Origin of the sequence: Limnospira sp. PMC 289.06 (assembly GCF_032350395.1) — a bacterium.
Lineage (GTDB): Bacteria > Cyanobacteriota > Cyanobacteriia > Cyanobacteriales > Microcoleaceae > Limnospira > Limnospira platensis.
Genome location: NZ_JARPLC010000109.1, coordinates 1 through 17,083, shown reverse-complemented (window position 1 = coordinate 17,083; position 17,083 = coordinate 1). Strand labels below are relative to the sequence as shown.

At 43.6% G+C, this 17,083-nt stretch carries 15 protein-coding genes; 8 read left to right on the top strand and 7 right to left on the bottom strand.

Annotated elements, in window-relative coordinates:
- Window positions 1-1,190 precede the first annotated feature (1,190 nt).
- Genes crtA through hpsJ-A form a run of 3 tightly spaced genes read left to right on the top strand, consistent with a single transcriptional unit; the run spans window position 1,191 to window position 3,492 of the window.
- Window positions 1,191-2,057 (top strand): cyanoexosortase A, encoded by an 867-nt coding sequence (gene crtA / locus P5674_RS18520; RefSeq protein ID WP_006616969.1) that lies wholly within the window; start codon window positions 1,191-1,193, stop codon window positions 2,055-2,057.
- A gap of 3 nt (window positions 2,058-2,060) precedes the next feature.
- Window positions 2,061-2,717: a cyanoexosortase A system-associated protein gene (locus tag P5674_RS18515; RefSeq protein ID WP_006616970.1), complete on the top strand. Its 657-nt coding sequence runs from the start codon at window positions 2,061-2,063 to the stop codon at window positions 2,715-2,717.
- A 34-nt stretch (window positions 2,718-2,751) separates the two neighbouring features.
- Window positions 2,752-3,492: an HpsJ-like protein, cyanoexosortase A-associated gene (gene hpsJ-A / locus P5674_RS18510; RefSeq protein WP_014275726.1), complete on the top strand. Its 741-nt coding sequence runs from the start codon at window positions 2,752-2,754 to the stop codon at window positions 3,490-3,492.
- A gap of 18 nt (window positions 3,493-3,510) precedes the next feature.
- Here hpsJ-A and P5674_RS18505 read toward each other — a convergent pair whose 3' ends face one another.
- Window positions 3,511-4,377 carry a pentapeptide repeat-containing protein gene (locus P5674_RS18505; RefSeq protein ID WP_006616972.1) on the bottom strand — a complete coding sequence of 289 codons (867 nt, stop codon included), beginning with the start codon at window positions 4,375-4,377 and terminating at the stop codon, window positions 3,511-3,513.
- A 615-nt stretch (window positions 4,378-4,992) separates the two neighbouring features.
- On the opposite strand from P5674_RS18505, the gene P5674_RS18500 reads away from it, so the two are divergent.
- The gene (locus P5674_RS18500) at window positions 4,993-5,166 is read left to right on the top strand and encodes a hypothetical protein (protein ID WP_014275724.1); all 174 of its coding nucleotides are present in this window, start codon (window positions 4,993-4,995) and stop codon (window positions 5,164-5,166) included.
- 210 nt (window positions 5,167-5,376) lie between these two features.
- Here the strand turns inward: P5674_RS18500 and argF are convergent, their stop codons facing one another.
- Window positions 5,377-6,300: an ornithine carbamoyltransferase gene (argF, locus tag P5674_RS18495; protein ID WP_315670192.1), complete on the bottom strand. Its 924-nt coding sequence runs from the start codon at window positions 6,298-6,300 to the stop codon at window positions 5,377-5,379.
- Between the two features lie 12 nt (window positions 6,301-6,312).
- Window positions 6,313-7,320 (bottom strand): tRNA dihydrouridine synthase DusB, encoded by a 1,008-nt coding sequence (dusB, locus tag P5674_RS18490; protein ID WP_035737076.1) that lies wholly within the window; start codon window positions 7,318-7,320, stop codon window positions 6,313-6,315.
- Between the two features lie 274 nt (window positions 7,321-7,594).
- On the opposite strand from dusB, the gene P5674_RS18485 reads away from it, so the two are divergent.
- Window positions 7,595-8,512 carry a vitamin K epoxide reductase family protein gene (locus P5674_RS18485; protein ID WP_006616975.1) on the top strand — a complete coding sequence of 306 codons (918 nt, stop codon included), beginning with the start codon at window positions 7,595-7,597 and terminating at the stop codon, window positions 8,510-8,512.
- Window positions 8,513-8,738: 226 nt separating this feature from the next.
- On the opposite strand, the gene P5674_RS18480 is transcribed toward P5674_RS18485, so the two are convergent.
- On the bottom strand, window positions 8,739-10,022 hold the full coding sequence (locus tag P5674_RS18480) for a serpin family protein (RefSeq protein WP_315670191.1): 1,284 nt from the start codon (window positions 10,020-10,022) through the stop codon (window positions 8,739-8,741).
- A 304-nt stretch (window positions 10,023-10,326) separates the two neighbouring features.
- Between P5674_RS18480 and scpB the strand changes: the two genes are divergently transcribed.
- On the top strand, window positions 10,327-10,851 hold the full coding sequence (gene scpB / locus P5674_RS18475) for an SMC-Scp complex subunit ScpB (protein ID WP_006617001.1): 525 nt from the start codon (window positions 10,327-10,329) through the stop codon (window positions 10,849-10,851).
- A gap of 59 nt (window positions 10,852-10,910) precedes the next feature.
- Window positions 10,911-11,264, top strand: a complete 354-nt coding sequence (locus P5674_RS18470; RefSeq protein ID WP_006617002.1) for a DUF760 domain-containing protein — start codon at window positions 10,911-10,913, stop codon at window positions 11,262-11,264.
- 43 nt (window positions 11,265-11,307) lie between these two features.
- Here P5674_RS18470 and P5674_RS18465 read toward each other — a convergent pair whose 3' ends face one another.
- Window positions 11,308-12,522, bottom strand: a complete 1,215-nt coding sequence (locus P5674_RS18465) for an HhoA/HhoB/HtrA family serine endopeptidase (RefSeq protein ID WP_315670190.1) — start codon at window positions 12,520-12,522, stop codon at window positions 11,308-11,310.
- 161 nt (window positions 12,523-12,683) lie between these two features.
- Between P5674_RS18465 and P5674_RS18460 the strand changes: the two genes are divergently transcribed.
- Window positions 12,684-13,577 carry a LysM peptidoglycan-binding domain-containing M23 family metallopeptidase gene (locus P5674_RS18460; RefSeq protein ID WP_006617004.1) on the top strand — a complete coding sequence of 298 codons (894 nt, stop codon included), beginning with the start codon at window positions 12,684-12,686 and terminating at the stop codon, window positions 13,575-13,577.
- 21 nt (window positions 13,578-13,598) lie between these two features.
- Here the strand turns inward: P5674_RS18460 and P5674_RS18455 are convergent, their stop codons facing one another.
- Window positions 13,599-14,009, bottom strand: coding sequence for a hypothetical protein (locus P5674_RS18455; protein ID WP_006617005.1), 411 nt, complete (start codon window positions 14,007-14,009; stop codon window positions 13,599-13,601).
- A gap of 121 nt (window positions 14,010-14,130) precedes the next feature.
- Window positions 14,131-16,197, bottom strand: a complete 2,067-nt coding sequence (locus P5674_RS18450; RefSeq protein ID WP_006617006.1) for a sensor histidine kinase — start codon at window positions 16,195-16,197, stop codon at window positions 14,131-14,133.
- Window positions 16,198-17,083: the final 886 nt, after the last annotated feature.

Below are 17,083 nucleotides of genomic sequence, written 5' to 3'. Positions count from 1 at the left end.
TGGACATTCAGTTTCCTTAATCATAGATGGTTGGCAGTGGTCGAGTAGGAGGTAGGCTCCTCCACACGCCTTCCGTTCCCCACTTCAATCCTGGGGGGGTTATGATTCCCAAAACTGGGGGTGGCTATCGCCGTTACCCTCTGCTCTGTGATTTCTCGGTTCGCTTAGGACCTTGGGTTCCCTGCCTTGCTTAGTTCCCTAAGCGTCGGGACATGTAAACAGTTATGAGGATGGTCAGGAGTGCGCTCCTTATATCAAAATTCGGGGCTGTAATCCTCACCGGGTAGTGATTTCGGGCATTTCAGCCCTATTTCATACCCGAACGTCTCGCACCATACGCTTACATTTTTCACTACTGCCTGTGAGTAATATTGCTCACTTATTTATGGGCAGAGCATTAGAGGGGTTACAACGTTCCGTTTATACGGGCATTCCATCGTTAGATTTGTCCTATCCACCGGGGTACTTTTAAAAGTCTGTGAAGATGGTGTGTCGAAACCTCTTCTTTTCCCCTTGTTCTTTTGAACGCAGCGTATCAACCTATTTCGCTGCTTACTGATGACGGTGGTTCAAGCCAGACATTCGGTTTCCCTAATCATGGATGGTTGGCAGTGGTCGCATCTTGGTAGTGAGTTCTACCTCACGCCTTCCGTTCCCCGCTTCAATCCTGGAGTTATGATTTCCAAAACTGGGGGTGGCTAACGCCGTTACTCTCTACTCCCTGCTATATCATGGAGTCTACACTCTCCAATCAAAACAGTTTGTTTATGACCTTGAGTCCCCTGCCTTGTTTGGAAGGTTGTCTTTCCAAACGTTGGGACATATAAACAGTTATGGGGATGGTCAGGAGCGAGCTCCTTATATTCAACCAAGGGGCTGAAATTCCTACCAGGAGGTTATTTCGGGTATCTCAACCCTATTTCATGCCTGAACGTCTCGCACCAACATTATCAGAAAATTATAATAATATTTAGTATTTGAGACTTACAGCCATATAGTTATCTGTTGAGAGATTATATTCTCCAGGCGATCGCTATATAAATCCCCCCTTCCAGCTATAATCTAGCTAGGCTATTATTGACAACCCAGACACCTACATCTGTAGGAAATTACCCCCATTGATGAATGTCCTAGTATCCGATAGATAATGGCTAGAGTATTTCACCATAGTAATATTTGGGAAAAAATTGATGATGAACACACCTAATTTTTTGTCAATTCAATCCTGGAAACAGTCAGAATTTTGGCTGATGGCGATCGCCGGAGGTCTAATGTCAATTCACCTGACCCTAATTTATCATCGTAATAACGTCAGCTTTTTGGCATTAAGTCTCATGTTTTGGTTATCTGCCTTTTCTTTAGTATGGGATAAACGCCAGGAACTCGCCAAGCAAACCAGCAGCCCCTTAGCCACCTTATTAGGGATGCTAATAATTGCCATGGTTTTGCTAAAAAGTGCCACCCGTCCCACTTCCAACTGGTTAGGAGTTTCGCCATTTATATCAGCCATTGGCTGGAGTTTAATAGCTTCCGGTTTCAGTGGCTTTCGGGAATACTGGCGGGAACTAACAATCTTGTTTTTTCTAGGTGTTCCCAAAGTATTTATTTGGCCGTTGGTAGATATTTCAGGCATTACTGCTAAATTTGCCACCTTAATTTTATGGTACTCTGGGGCTGATGTTTCTCTGGATCAATTTAACGTCATGCTGCCCGATGGAGGGGTGAGTGTCAATATGGGATGTTCCGGGTTAGAAGGAATGTTTTACCTGTTAGGATTATCAGTGCTATTTATGGTGATGTTTCCCTTAGAAGGACTCTGGAAAAAAATTATTATTCCGGTGGTAGCAGTATTAATTAGTTTTGTAGTCAATGGATTTCGGATTGTCTTATTAGCTGTGCTGGCTAATGCCCACAAACCCGCAGCAGTTTATTACTGGCACGTCGGAGAAGGTTCTCTGATATTTTCGATGATTTCCGTGGCATTGTTTGGCTGTTTTTGTTGGTTTATGATTAAACAGGATACACCACCAACTAATCAAGATACCCCCAGCCAATAAATTATGAAAATCTGGGAAAATGTGCGAATTTCATTACTTGTGCTAACATTTGGGGGAGTAGTTATAGTTCTAGGAAAATCAATCCTAGAACCCCAGAAAACTACTGAGCAAGTTGTCGAACTCTTTACCTTTCCGGCGATCGTCCCTTTACCAGGATGGCAGCATCAGGAAAGTGAAGCACTGACAGAACCCTGGGGAAATATTTATCGTTATCAGCAGAATGATAAAATTCTACAGATAGAAATGCGATATGTTGATCATCCCCATCCCAATGAGAAACTGTTTCGCCAGTACGATCCAAGGGATGCTTCTGTTACGGCACAATTTCCGACACTAACTCGCACCAATAGTACAGGTTCCTATAGCCTTTCGGTTGACAATTCCCGTGTCTACCTTCGCTCTTGTATTAATCCAAGAGGTCCCAGTGCTATCACCTATGAACAGTTCATTCAAAACCGCTATACCTATGACTTACAGTTGTCCAGAATTATACCAGTTTTGATGGGAGAAGAACCCCTCAGAGATCACCGCTGTTTGTGGTCTCATTTATCACTGCCAATGTCCGATAATTATTTTGAGGAAACTTACCCAATTTTAGAGGAAGTTTGGCAAGTTTGGTATCAGTGGTGGCATCCTCGATTCCCTCAACTTGAGCGCTGATTATACCCCTTCTCAATTTACAACTTTTAAACCTATGACTCAATCTGAACAGCCTCTGAATGATAAAGTAGAGGTACTTTGGAAGTTTAGTTCTAACCTGTTAAAAACCATTCCTCCCCTGCGATCGGTGGGCTACGGGTTATTATTTTTATCAATGTTAGATTTGCTGACAATTATACTTCCTCCTCAATTGATGAACCCGGTTTGGGAGTTTCAAACTATGGGTGGGATTGTGGAAAGGTCTGCTGTTCCTCTCATTTCTCTGGTGTTTATTTTCTTTGGTGAACGCAATTTACGAGGTCGCTTTGAAGAACCTTTGTTAATGTTCATTTCTTGGTTTTCTTTACTGTTAGGTGTACTATTTATTTTAATGGTTCCCCTAGGAATTTTCAACACTCTCAGAATTGAGCAACAAAGCAGTGAGCAAATTGATAGTCAAGTGGAACAACGCATCACCGATATTCAAACGGTTCAGGAGCAGTTAGAACAGACGACATCAGAAGACCAAATGCGGGAACTTCTCAGCCGTCTGGATACCCAAGGACGCTCTCCTGAGATTCAAAACCGCGAACAGGTGAACCAAATTAAACAGGAGCTTTCTGGTTTTCTGTCTACTACGGCGCAAAGGACTCAAATTGAAGCAGAACAAACCCGCAGAAACCGCAGAATTACCCTGTTAAAAAATTCGGTTAAGTGGAATATAGGGGCTTTGGTTTCCGGTGTCTTATTTGTGACTATTTGGAGAGGAACTGCTTGGGCTAGGAAAAAAGTTTAAGCAGCTACTTAGCCACTATTAAACGGGGGAAGAACTAGGCGATCGCATTGGTATCAACTTGGAGGAAATCCGAGAAATTAGTGCGATCGCATCTTCTTCTAAAGACTGATAATTAGAAGGGAAAGGATAACGCCCCTGTCTATCAGGCTTCAGATAAACAAAATCACAGACAGCCCGCCGGAAATTAGTCTGATTATTAATCTTTAATTGGTCTATACATACTCCCGTCAGTGTAGCCTGCTCAAAATTTGCATGGAAGGCTAAAGCATTGGACAAATTTACTTCTTCGAGGTTGGCGCGAGTTAAATTAGCATTTTCCAGGTTAGCCGACCGTAAATCTGCACCTAATAAATTAGCTGTTAATAGATTAGCTTTACACCATTTAGTTTCACTGGCGATCGCTCCCATTAATTGCGATCGGTAAAGGTTTGCGCCACTGAAATTAGCACCCCGGAGATCCGCACCTCGGAAATCTACACCCACCAAATGAGCATTAGTAAAATTTACATTTCGCAAATCAGCACCTTTAAAACTCGACCCCTGTAAATAAGCTCCAGAAAAATCAGCCTCTTTCAAATAAGCCCCATCAAACTGAGCTTGATCTCCCTCAACCTTTGGGAAACTTCCCCTTAAACAATAGGCTCCTTTTAAATCCGTATCTGTCAGGTTAGCACCACTAAAATCAACCCCTTTGAGATACATTCCTTTGAGGTTAGCATTCATCATATCTGGGTCCACTTCTGGGTAATCTTCTCGCCATTTATTCCAAACGGCAACTCCTCGTCTCAAGCAGGTTAACTGTTCCTGGTTCACCACTGTTAAGCCACTCCCCCATGTAGGTTCTACTGAATATTCAGGAATTTGAAAAGTTGCTAATTTGGACATATATACCACCCTCAATTTCTGGGATTATTTGTATTTATAAAACATATCTGAGGCGATCATATCATCAATTTTATTGATATAAAAATCAATTATAGATGGTTGGAGATATCTATAGAGATCCATATCAATCTAATTTACACCTGAGCTAAATGGTATATGTACTTAATATTTTTGTCAGTGGTGTTAAGTTATCCTCATAATCTAATTTACACACTATAGAGTGTAGCACCATAAGGGCCCGAAAAACATCTACCTTGAGAATGATGATCACCTCAGATATAATTGCTACTATCGCTGACCTTCAATTAATTGTTACAGCCATGATTATACAGTTGTTAATATAATTTAAACTCATGTTAACCATAGCACACAACCAGGTTAAACCGTAGCAGCAATAGCTAAATCAGCACCAGGTAGGGAATTGGGTAACTTTTTCCTAAAAAGTGGGACTTTTTATTGACATTGCCTAAATCGATGATTAGACTGGTGTTAAATCCAGAAAAACCATAGCAGTCTGAGGGGTGCGTCACCCTACAGGGGCTTTGGTTACCAGCGATCGCATAGCCTGTGGGTAGCAGGTACTCTCCATCGTCATTTTGTGAGGAATTTCAAGATATGGAAGCTGTTCTGATTGGTGTTATCCTACTAGGATTAATATGGCGAACCGAACCCGCTCCAGCCAAAAAACCACCGCCTCCCAAGCGATTTTATGTTGATAAAAAAATTCTCAAAAGGGTTACCACTAAAGGTAAATTCCCGGAAAACTGGGGCGACCCAGATGATGATTAGGATTTAATCACCAGTTGATTATACTCAGTGAATCATGAGTAATCAGACCAGATAAACTCTCAGATATTTTGATTTTGTTCAGGGATAAATCAGCTTGATGGCGCTGCATTAAGCATCACTAAAATTACCCATAATTATTGAGATAATTAACCCGGTTAATCAGGTATTGGGTGCATCCAAAAACCGGGTTAATGTGAAGGTATGGGTTAATTAATCATCAGAAAGTAAACTAGCTAATAATGCTTTTTGGGCGTGCATTCGGTTTTCCGCCTGGTCCCAAACCCGCGATCGCACTCCTTCAATTACCCCATCAGTAATTTCCTCATCTCGATGAGCAGGTAAACAATGGAGAACGATCGCATCATCATCAGCCTTAGCTAATAGACTTTCATTGACCTGAAAAGGCATAAATAAAGGAATACGATCATCCGCCTCACTCTCCTGACCCATACTCGCCCAAACATCAGTATATAACACATGAGATCCCTTGGCAGCTTCAGCCGGATCATCAGTAATAATCACCTCAGTTTTACCAGCAGCGATCGCCTTAGCCTGTTCGAAAATTTCGGGATTTGGGGGATACTGAGAGGGGGTAGCAATTCTAATATTCATCCCCACCATAGCACAACCCAAGAGCAGGGAATGAGCCATATTATTAGCCCCATCCCCAAAATAAGTTAAAGTCAGTCCAGCCATGCGATTAAAACATTCCTGAACCGTCATCAAATCCGCCAAAACTTGACAAGGATGCTCCCGATCAGTGAGAGCATTAATTACCGGAATTTCCGCATAACTAGCAAAAGTTTCCAAATCCTTTTGTGCAAAAGTCCGAATAGCGATCGCATCTAAATATCTACCCAATACCCGCGCCGTATCAACCAAAGGTTCCCCCCGACTCACCTGAGTAACGCTAGGATTTAAATCAATTATATGTCCCCCCAATTGATACATAGCCACCGAGAAACTGACACGGGTACGAGTCGAAGCCTTAGAAAACATCAACCCCAAAACCTTCCGTCGTTGTAGTTTCCGCATTCCCGACTTTAACTGAATTCCCAAAGATAACACCGAGTGCAATTCAGCCACAGTCAAATCAGCCAAACTCAGCAAATCTCGTCCTTTTAATGATTCCATAATTGCTCCTAATTATTTGAATATGGCGATCGCCCCATCAAGCAAATCACATCCCTGCTCAACCGTCTCAACTTTAGCCAGTTGTTCCCGCAGTTCATTTGCTCCTGGGAAACCTTTAGCATACCAAGTCATGTGTTTACGAGACTGATAAATACCACGCTGACCTTTGTACACCCAAAGTGCTTGTAAATGTTCCTTCGCACATTCTAAACGTTCAACCACTGTGGGCGCTGTCTTCATCTGGCCAGTTTTCAGGAAATAATCAATTTCCCCCACCAAAAACGGATAACCCAGAGTTCCCCGAGAACACATAACCCCATCAGCGCCAGTTTCCTGTAAACACTGAACCGCCGAGGACACCGAGACAATATCCCCATTAGCAATTACTGGAATTGATAAACTCTGCTTCACCCTAGCGATCCATTCCCAGTTAGCTTTCCCTGTATAGCCCTGAGCGCGAGTGCGTCCGTGAATAGTCAACATTTGCGCCCCCGCATCCTCCATGCGTTTGCTAAAATCTAAGATATTGATTTCGTCATCATCCCAACCCAAGCGAGTTTTGACAGTGATGGGAACTGATACAGCCTCGTTAAGCGATCGCACTATTTTCTCAGCGATTTCCGGTTGTCGTAACAGCGAAGAACCGCCGCCATTTTTAGTAATTTTATTCACCGGACAACCCATATTCACATCAATAGTATCCGCCCCTTCTTCCACAGCTTTTCGCGCCGCCTCCACCAAAAAATCCGGGCGACAATCAAATAATTGAATACTAATCGGACGTTCTCCCGGGTCAATTTCCATCAGAATTGGTAACTTCCGCACATGAATAATTTGGGAAGCGTGTACCATCTCTGTATACATCATCGAATTGGGAGCATAGCGCCTCACCAAGCGCCGAAATACCAAATCAGTCACCCCTGACAGAGGCGATTGTAACACCCTACTGTTTACCTCAAATTTGCCAATCTTTAGGGGTGAAGATAGCCGTTCTTTTAATTCAGGAGATAGGGCAGACATAGCCGGCATATAATTCAGGAAATCAAACTTTCATTATACACCAATATATAATAAACTGCCATCATTCATAAATCCTTGGGGAGTAATTTACCAGCCAGCCACAGACAACCGGGAGGGGGTTTCTGTTAGAGATGAGACCCCGTGGCTCAACCCCCACTGTTATAGTTATAGGAGTCGCCATACCAGATTACAATCTAAATTGTTACAATTATATCTCTTGTGGTTTACCATACCGCCATCATTCCCTGGAACCTCTAATTAGGAGAAATTACAGATGATTCAGATGCGTCAGCGTTCAACTCCGTGGATTCAACAAAAGTCACGTTTGATTATTGCTGGAATTGGTGCTTTTGGGGCTGCTATTACTTCGTATCTAACCATACAAGCACTACAGGAAGGACCCACTAGCTGTCCTACAGAAGGCTGTGAGAGTGTCCTAGATAGTCCCTATGCGGAAGTTTTTGGCTTACCTCTGGCTTTGTTTGGCTTTCTGGCTTATGTCTATATGATTGCTATGGCGGTTGTGCCACTATTTATTAGTTCAGAAACTCAGAAAACTTTGCGGACTAAAGTCGAAAATTACACCTGGTTACTGATGTTTGTAGGAGCCTGTTCTATGGCGATTTTCAGTAGCTATCTGATGTATATCATGGCTTTTGAAATCCAATCGATTTGCTGGTTTTGTATAGGTTCGGCGATCGCCTCTTTCAGTCTATTGGTATTAACTATCATTGGCCGTAATTGGGATGATATCGGTCAACTGGTTTTTTTAGGTGTCATTGTGGCTATGGTGACTATAATTAGCACTCTAGCTATTTATGCTCCCATTAAGAATCCATCCCTCAGTGATGGGAGTCAAAATTCTTATAATATCACCTCAGCTTCTAATCCAGATAATATCTCCCTGGCTCAACATTTAACTAATGTAGGTGCTGTGATGTATGGTGCTTACTGGTGTAATTTCTGTGAACAACAAAAACAGTTATTTGGTCAACAAGCCATCAATTATCTTACCTATATTGAATGCGACCCCGGTGGAGAAAATCCGCAACCGGATGTGTGTCAAGCTAAGGGTATTCCCGGATATCCAGCTTGGGAAATTAACGGTGAATTACATCCGGGGTTAATCTCTTTAGAACGTTTAGCACAATTAAGTGGTTACACTGGTTCCCGGAATTTTGGTAATTCCTAAAAAAAGCAGCTTTTTCGGGTGTGTCAGAATAGGTCAATCCCCATCATCACCCGATTCTTAAAAACTGACGCACCGATAACTACCATCAATGACATTTAGTAGGGTGCGTCAGAATAGTTCAATCCTAATCATTACCCGATTCTTAAAAACTGACGCACCGATAACCTGGGTCTACCATATAACCCCTAAATCCCAATTATCACCGGATGGTTAAAAACTGACGCACCTATAACCCTGGGTCTACAATAGAACCCATAAATAAAATGGTGCGGGTTTGATTATCGCGAATAGCCAGAAAAAATGGACGATTTACCACCATTGAAAATGGTTCAGGTATGGAGGGGGTACTTTCGGTAAATACGGTAACTGAAGTTACCGCCGCCGCTTCGGTTCCCTCCTCGTTAACCTCTACAAAAGTCTTATGTTTAACCTCAGAGATGCGTACATTATTATCTGGAGTCAGATTAGAAAAATCAGCTTGATTAGGGTCAAAAGCTATATCCATCCCCATGGATTTCAAACTATCGTTTAAACCGACTTCATACTCAAGTTGAAAACGGGGTAGTTGGATAGAACCTGGTCGCGATCGCATTTGCTTAATCCATTCTTCCCACTGGGTAGCATTCAACTGGGTATAAAAGCGATCGAGGCTGACATTTTCGCGGGGAAGAAATACATATAAACTAAATCTAGCATCATCACCGTAGGGAAGGCTAATGCCTTGAAAATCGGAGTTTTCCAGATACAGATAATTGCCAAATTGAAACATGAGGGGATGGAGTTTTGTGCTACCATCAATCAGGGTAAAAGGCTGTTCTTGGGTGAGTTCTTTGTCAAATGGTTCCGACCACATACCCTTAAAATATATGGCATTAATTAGATACAGAATAGTTTGATTAGGGATAGTTTCGACAATCTGAGTAATTTTGCCATTAGTTTCCTGTTTAACCCAATCATTAATTTGGGATGGGGTATCAGGACTACTAAAATCAACTGCTGTGAGTTTAGCCTGATAAAACTGATTGATCCGGTCGAGAAAATCGGGTAAGAAAAAAGCCGACTGATGCAACCAAAGAGAATTAGCAATATTAATTTGCACATCTTCATCAAGGGCTGAAATTGACTGATTGAGAGCCAAATTAGCCTGATTTAGTTCTGCTAAACTGATATCCTGAACTTGCAACGTTTGAGCGATCGCCTCTTTAGTAGTTCCCGCCGCCCCATTATAGGTCATAGCCAGAGCATTAGTAATACTCGCCGGAGAAATAAAAATATTTTCCTGATTTTGATGCTGATAAACACGAGAAAACAGCCGAAACGCAAAACCCGTGTAAGCCGCCACTACTTGGTCATTCATAGCCATATTTTCGGTAGTTTGAGGTGCGGGTAAATCCGATATTAAATGGGAATCTGGGATTTGATCAATAGCCCAACCACTGACTGCTACCATAACAGCCGTGGCGATTAATAATCCCATGTATTGGCAATAATTAGCCCATAATTTTTTCATAAAAATCCGTAAGTTATCGCCTCCAAATATAGTATATTTCAGCTATTCGGATTGTATATGGTTGGCGGATCAACTCCAACCTGAGACCCAGCCAGGCAGCAGTTAGAGCCCCAGGAGAGGTGGGTAATATTATATGGTATCATAGCCGCCCAATATTCAACTAATTTAACCTTCCTAGAGCCAGTAAATAATGGTTATTTGTTAACCGAAATTGCCCAAGGGGGATAATTGATGCTATAATGTGGTTATAATTGTGGCATAGTTCCCCTATCAATGGGAAATGTTATAAATTACCGACAGTTTTATGGCCATTAGTCTCCTAGCTAAGATTGAAGCAATTTTGTACCTGAAAGGTCAAGCCTTGTCCTTGTCCGAGATTGTACAATTAGCTCAATGCGATCGCCCCCAAGCAGAAGAAGCCATAATTCAACTAATGTCAGATTATGCCCACCGGGATACGGCCTTAGAAATTGTGGAAACCAAGAAAGGTTACAGCCTGCAACTGCGCCAAGCCTACGGGGAACTAATGCACACCCTAGTACCACCAGAATTAGGTGTGGGGGCTTTACGGACTTTGGCAGCGATCGCCCTTAATGGTGGCATTACCCAAACCGATCTGGTAGAATTACGAGGTAGTGGTGCTTATCAGCACGTTCAGGAACTGGTAGAATTAGAATTCGTCACCAAACGACGACAACCCCAAGCCCGTTCCTATTGGTTACAGGTCAGCAAAAAATTCCATCAATACTTTCAACTAGACCAACTTCCCCAGCAACTGTCGCTAAATTTAAAGACAAATTTGCCAGAAGATAGCACAGCATCTAGTTAAATCGACTAAACTGGAATTAAAGTAGAACTAAAGTAGAGCAGACACTAACAAGTCACCTCATGGTTTTTAACTCCGACTTTCATTCGTCTAATGACCAAGAAATCTCTGAGAACCCCCTGTTGCACTATCTACAACATCAACATCCCGATGTTTTAGCCCACGTTGCTCAATCAGCCAGTCCAGAGATCAAAGAAATAATTTCCCGCAATGTCCAAGGTCTGGTAGGCGTTTTACCCTCAGATGACTTCGACGTACAAATCACAACCAATAGAGACAACCTGGCTGGCTTACTAGCTTCAGCCATGATGACCGGGTATTTTCTCCGTCAGATGGAGCAGCGTATGCACCTAGAGGAAAATATTTCCAGCACCCCGTCTTCCCGTTCCCAATCAACTAAACCAGAACGGGATTAACCGGATTAACCGGATTAAGGGGTAATAGTAATTTACCTCAAAGTCAGTCAACCCCTGACAAAGCGGAGTCTGGAGCCGCAGCCATCTGCACTTTAATGGTTTCGGTTTTTCCCAGACGGTCAATCTCAATTTCCAACTCTTGTCCCACCAGGGTAAATTGGATTTGCTCTTGGACTTGGGTGGGAGTGATAACCGGGGTGCCGGCGACTCGATTAATGATATCTCCCCGTTGAATACCAGCATTAGCAGCGGGAGAGCCTTCGACCACCCGAACCACTAACACTCCCCTATCCTTAGTCAGTTTAAGATTGAGTTGCTGATCGATCTCCTCCTTAATGGTGGGGTTAAGGGCAACCATTTTCACCCCTAGGAAGGAATGGTCTGCTCTCCCGTGGTCAAATAATTGATTAGCAATTCGCAGGGCGGTTTCAATAGGGATAGCAAAGCCCAAACCTTGAGCATTAGAACGAATAGCGGTATTAATGCCAATAACTTGACCCCGATCATTTAACAGGGGACCTCCTGAGTTACCAGGGTTAATAGCAGCATCAGTTTGAATAAAGCGCACCCGTTTATTAGGGATACCGACCTGAGAACTCGATCGCCCAATGGCACTAATAATTCCCACGGTTACGGTATTATCCAAACCGAGGGGATTACCAATAGCGATCGCCCACTGACCGGGAATCAACCCCTCAGAAACACCAATAGGAGCTGTAGGTAAATCCTGGGCTTCAATTTTGACCACAGCAATATCAGTTAAGTCATCAACCCCCCTCACCTGACCTTGAAACACGCGACCATCGTTAAGAGTGACACGGACTATATTAGCCCCATCGACCACATGAGCGTTAGTAATCAGACGACCATCAGAACTGATAATAAATCCCGAACCTGTTCCCCGCTGTAACCGTTCATGCTCCTGGGGAATGCGATCGCCAAAAAACCGCTTAAACAGGGGATGATTCAAAGCATCTGGTAAATTTTTAGAAGCACTCCGCACAGCATCAATACGAATCACCGAATGTCCCACCTTTTGGACAGCTTCAGCGATAAAATTGGAGTTATTGCGTGCAGCAATAGGACTCTGACGGTAGTAGGGTGGCGTTTCCGGGGACACTTCTCGAACCACGGGGACGGCGGGAGAATTAGTCACCAGATGATTAGCATATAAATAGCGACCACCGATTAAACCAGTACCGCCCCCGATCGAAAGTAGGGCCAGATACACGGTTAACTGCCTAAAAGATAAATCCATGTTTAAATATTCCGACCGGATCGATATCTCTAAATCAAATGAACCCCAGCGATGAAGCTAAGTTCCTTGCCTCAATTTTAGCAATTGTATCCGAGCCTCGGCTATATTAAAGCCAATATTGCCCTGCTGTAACTAATTAACGAAGTTAATACGGACTGAATATGATCTGCAAGTCAGCCTTGATCTCTGTTATCTTCCTAGGTGCGATCGCCCCTGTGGGACTAGCTAACGTATTTTCCCAGGAAGCCCGAGAAGTTTGTCCAACTCCGGCTTTATCCCGTCTGCAACGTCATCGTGTCGCCCCAGGCGAAACCCTAGCAACCATTGCGCGACAGTACAATTTAATTCCTGCTACCCTCATGGGTATGAATCCCAGTTTACGTGATGGTGTAGTCTCCGTCGGACAAGAGATCCTGATTCCCCCCTACAATGGCATTCAGATAGAAGTAGAACCCGGTCAGACCTGGGTGGATGTAGCGCGTGCCCATAATACCAGAGCCGATGTAATTTTTGAAGTCAATGGCTGTCAAGCTGAACCCAGGGTAGTATTTATTCCCGGAGTCAACTGGGCACCTGCGCCGCCAGTTACTCCCTCCCCTAACCTGTTATCTGGCTATCCATTACCAATTATGGCTGAGGTACTGTTGCGCTATGGGTGGCAGTTAGACCCGGTTAGTGGTCAAGTAGTATTTCATGGAGGTATTGATTTATCCGCACCCACCGGAACTCCTGTTTTAGCTGTGGGTAAAGGTGTGGTAGCTTTTGCTGGATATCGAGAGGGCTATGGTAATCTGGTGGTAGTTAATCACGCCCAGGGAAAACAAACCCGCTACGCTCACCTTTTGGAAACTGTGGTTGACACCGGACAGCAAGTAGCATTAGGGGAAACTTTAGGATTAGTGGGTCAGACCGGCCGACCAAGTAGCGATCGCCCCCACCTCCATTTTGAAGTCCGCTATAACTCCAATTTAGGATGGGTTGCCGAAGACCCTAGTTCTTACTTAGATATCCAAGAAGCAGACAGTCATTACAACCGCCGAGTTCGCCGACAATAGGCTGGCTAAATTTAACTTTCATCAACCCCCTCGACTCCCTCCTGTACCTCTAAATGTAGCGCTGCGACCACCGGAACCAAAACCACCTCGTCTCACACCACCAACAGAGGGACTCCTACCTCCACGAGTGGTATTAGTGATACCTGCACTAGAGGGAACAGCACGAGGGCTTGAATTGAAGGTACGATAGTAATAGTAGCGACCCCCGCGATGTTTATAATAGGGACCATAATGGTAGCCTACGGGGTAGGAACCATCGGTAATTGGTTCACATAGATTAGCTTCACCCCATTGTTGATGGCAGTCCTGAAGATTTCTATATACTTCTCGTCTTTTGTGGTAAGAAGCGCAGGCTTCCAGACCGACTGATGCTATCAGGACTAGGGTGATAACTGCTGTTCTTTTGTATCTGCGAAACTTAATTTTATCCATGATGAGACTCAGAAATTTGGCTTTGACATACTCCTGGCGCGAAATCTGAACAGACTATCTATAATCAGGGCTATTTCTTTCTCTAGGATAACCAATGATCTGTGCCAGACAAAATTATGAGTCAACTTTTAACTTTCTTTTTAGATTTTCTGGTAGTCTTCTGATGTTGAGAAGGTGGTGTTGCTGCTTGTAAAGTTGGCATGGCGATGGTAACTGTAGTACCTTGGTCGTGTCCGGCGCTGTCAAGTTGAATACCGCCACCCATCATTTCCATTAGACGACGAGCGATCGCTAATCCTAAACCCACCCCTCCCGACTCCCTAGTGGTGGAACCATCGACCATCACGAAGGGCTGAAATAGTTGGCTTTGCTTTTCTCGGATTACCCCAATTCCTGTATCGACAATAGTTACAATTACCTGTTCAGATGCTTTGATAATCTGACTGGAATTAGAATTAGAAGCGATCGCATTCCCCGCCGCATTTGGGAAGCGCTCAAGTTGGCTAGTAATCGTGATACTACCAGCTTGGGTGAACTTGACCGCATTATTAATAATATTGAGAAAAACCTGTTTAAGTTTATCTCGGTCTGCTTGTACTTCCAGAGGTTCAGCGGATAACACTAAGTTTAAATCTAAACCTTTCTGCTGAATATCCAGAGTTTGTAAGGCGATCGCCTCTTGGAGAATCACCCCCAAATCCGTCGGTTCCAAAAACAAAGATAGTTGACCTTCCTCAATCAAGGCAATATCTAAGATATCATTAACAATGTCAAATAAATGCAGAGCCGAGTCATTAGCCATCTGCAAATATTCCATTTCCTCATCGCGATCGTCACAGAAGCCATCCTGAATTAAATTCAGAGAATTAATAATGCCATTAAGCGGTGTTCTCAACTCATGGGATATAACCCGCAAAAATTCATCTTTAAGCTGGTTAGCCACCCGCGCCTCCTTAGTCGCAAAAGCCAAGGCTTGAGCCCGAGACTGCAAACGATCCACCATAGTCCGCAAAGCCTGAGCTAACTGCTCAACTTCCCGGATTTTCAGATTTTTAGGAACCTCTACATGGGATTCAATGCTGTTAACTTGTAGCGCATAATCTCGGAGTTTTTCTAAAGGACGTGCCAAATCCCTAGACAGGTATAATGCTGCACTAATAATCGCTATAATCAAACTCATAATTAGCACAACTAAAACCGAATTAATATCCTTTAATCCATAGAGAGCATCATCCAAACTAGCCACCGCCAAGATGACCCACTTACTATCATCATTCTTGGGAAAAACCGGACTGTCAATAGCATGATATCCCGCCAATAATTCTTCCCCATTTTGTTGAAAAGAAAACAAATGAATAAAATTAGTGCGACCCGCCAACGCACTACGCAGTAAACTATCCAACCTCTGAGAATCAGCGTGATCCCTAATATTTAATCCCACCGACTGCGGATTAGGATGAGCCACAATAGTTCCCGTGTCATCTAAAATTACAGTAGAACCTGTTAAAGATTTCGGGGTTTGCTCACCTCTGAGGAAAGAATAAGACTCCAGACTTAATCCATAACGGAGTCGATTAACTTCTCCATCAGCAATATAAACCGGAGCCATAGAGATTAAACTGAGTTGATTATTTTGGCGGCGAGGTAAAACTTGCCTCGTTTCTGGAGTATCTGACCCACTATCATCGATATTTTCAGGAAAAAAGCCGTTGTCAACCTCTGCAGTTCCCACATTAATAATATGAGCTTCTGACTGACTGACAGTCCAGTTCTCAGATTGAGTAGCAGACCATAAATTTTGGGGAAATTGAACCTGCGCCGCCAGACCACAGGTACTAGCAACTATCTCATTCGTTTCCAGATTAGTCATTTGCAGACAGTTGACCTCAAAAGGTAATTCCGAGACCACCTCTTCAAGAAAACCTTGAAAATTATCCTCTTCTCCAGACTGCAAAACGGAACTGTGAGCCACTAAAATCAAACTGGATCTCAAGGACTTCGCCCATTCATCAATACCCGCAGCTTTTTTAACTGCACTTTCAGTTAAGTTCAGACGAGCCGTTTCTAGTAAAGCTGAACGAGCTTTGCGATAGGTCACATATTGTCCAACCAACAACACCGGAAGGCTTAACAGTAAAATCCGGGATAGCAGAAGACGGCGAAATGAGGATTGACCGCGTTTAGGCATAATTCACATCTAACAGAGGTGCTATGGCTCAGGGCTGCCCAATTCTCATAGTAGCGCGAACCCTGGAGTTATGAATCACTTGACAAATCATCGGGTTCTGATTTGGGGCTGAAACTGTGACTCAAAACGGAGGTACAAGCGCCGTCCTTTTCTTGGGAACTTCCCGCGAGCACTCCTCGACTACCTGCTGGACTACCTATAAGCGATGTTACCTCATGCCAGGGAGACAGACCCAATCAGCCAATCTGCTACAATCAGCAACAGAGTGCGAGACGTTCAGGTGCGTGCATAGGGCTGAGATGCTCGAAATAACTACCTGGTGGGGATTTCAACCCCTTGGTTGGATATAAGGAGTGCACTCCTGACCGTCCCCATAACTGTTTATATGTACCGACGTTTTGTATCATCCGATACGAAAAATAGTCAGGGAATCCAAGGTCAACATACTTTGAAATAAAATTTAACATTTTGTTACAACGTTGAGGATGACGGCGATAGCCACCCCCAATTTCAGGAGTCACGACCCGTCAGATTGAAGCGGGGAACGCAAGGCGTGAGGTGGAACCCACTCCCAAGACTCCGACCACTGCCAACCATCTATGATTAGGCGTGAGCCGAATGTCTGACTTGAACCATCGTAATGATTGGGTAGCGAAATAAGTTGATGCGCTGCGCTCAAAAAGAGCAAGGGGAAAAGTAGGAATTTTCTGTTGTTACCTACACAGACCTTTAAAATTACCCCGGTGGAAAGGGCAAATCTAAAGATGGAAGGCCAATATAAACGGAACGTTTTAAGTCCTCTTGGATTCTGAGAATATTGGTCGATATCTCAGTAGTGATAAGTGTAAGCGCAAGGTGCGAGACGTTCGGGTATGAAATAGGGCTG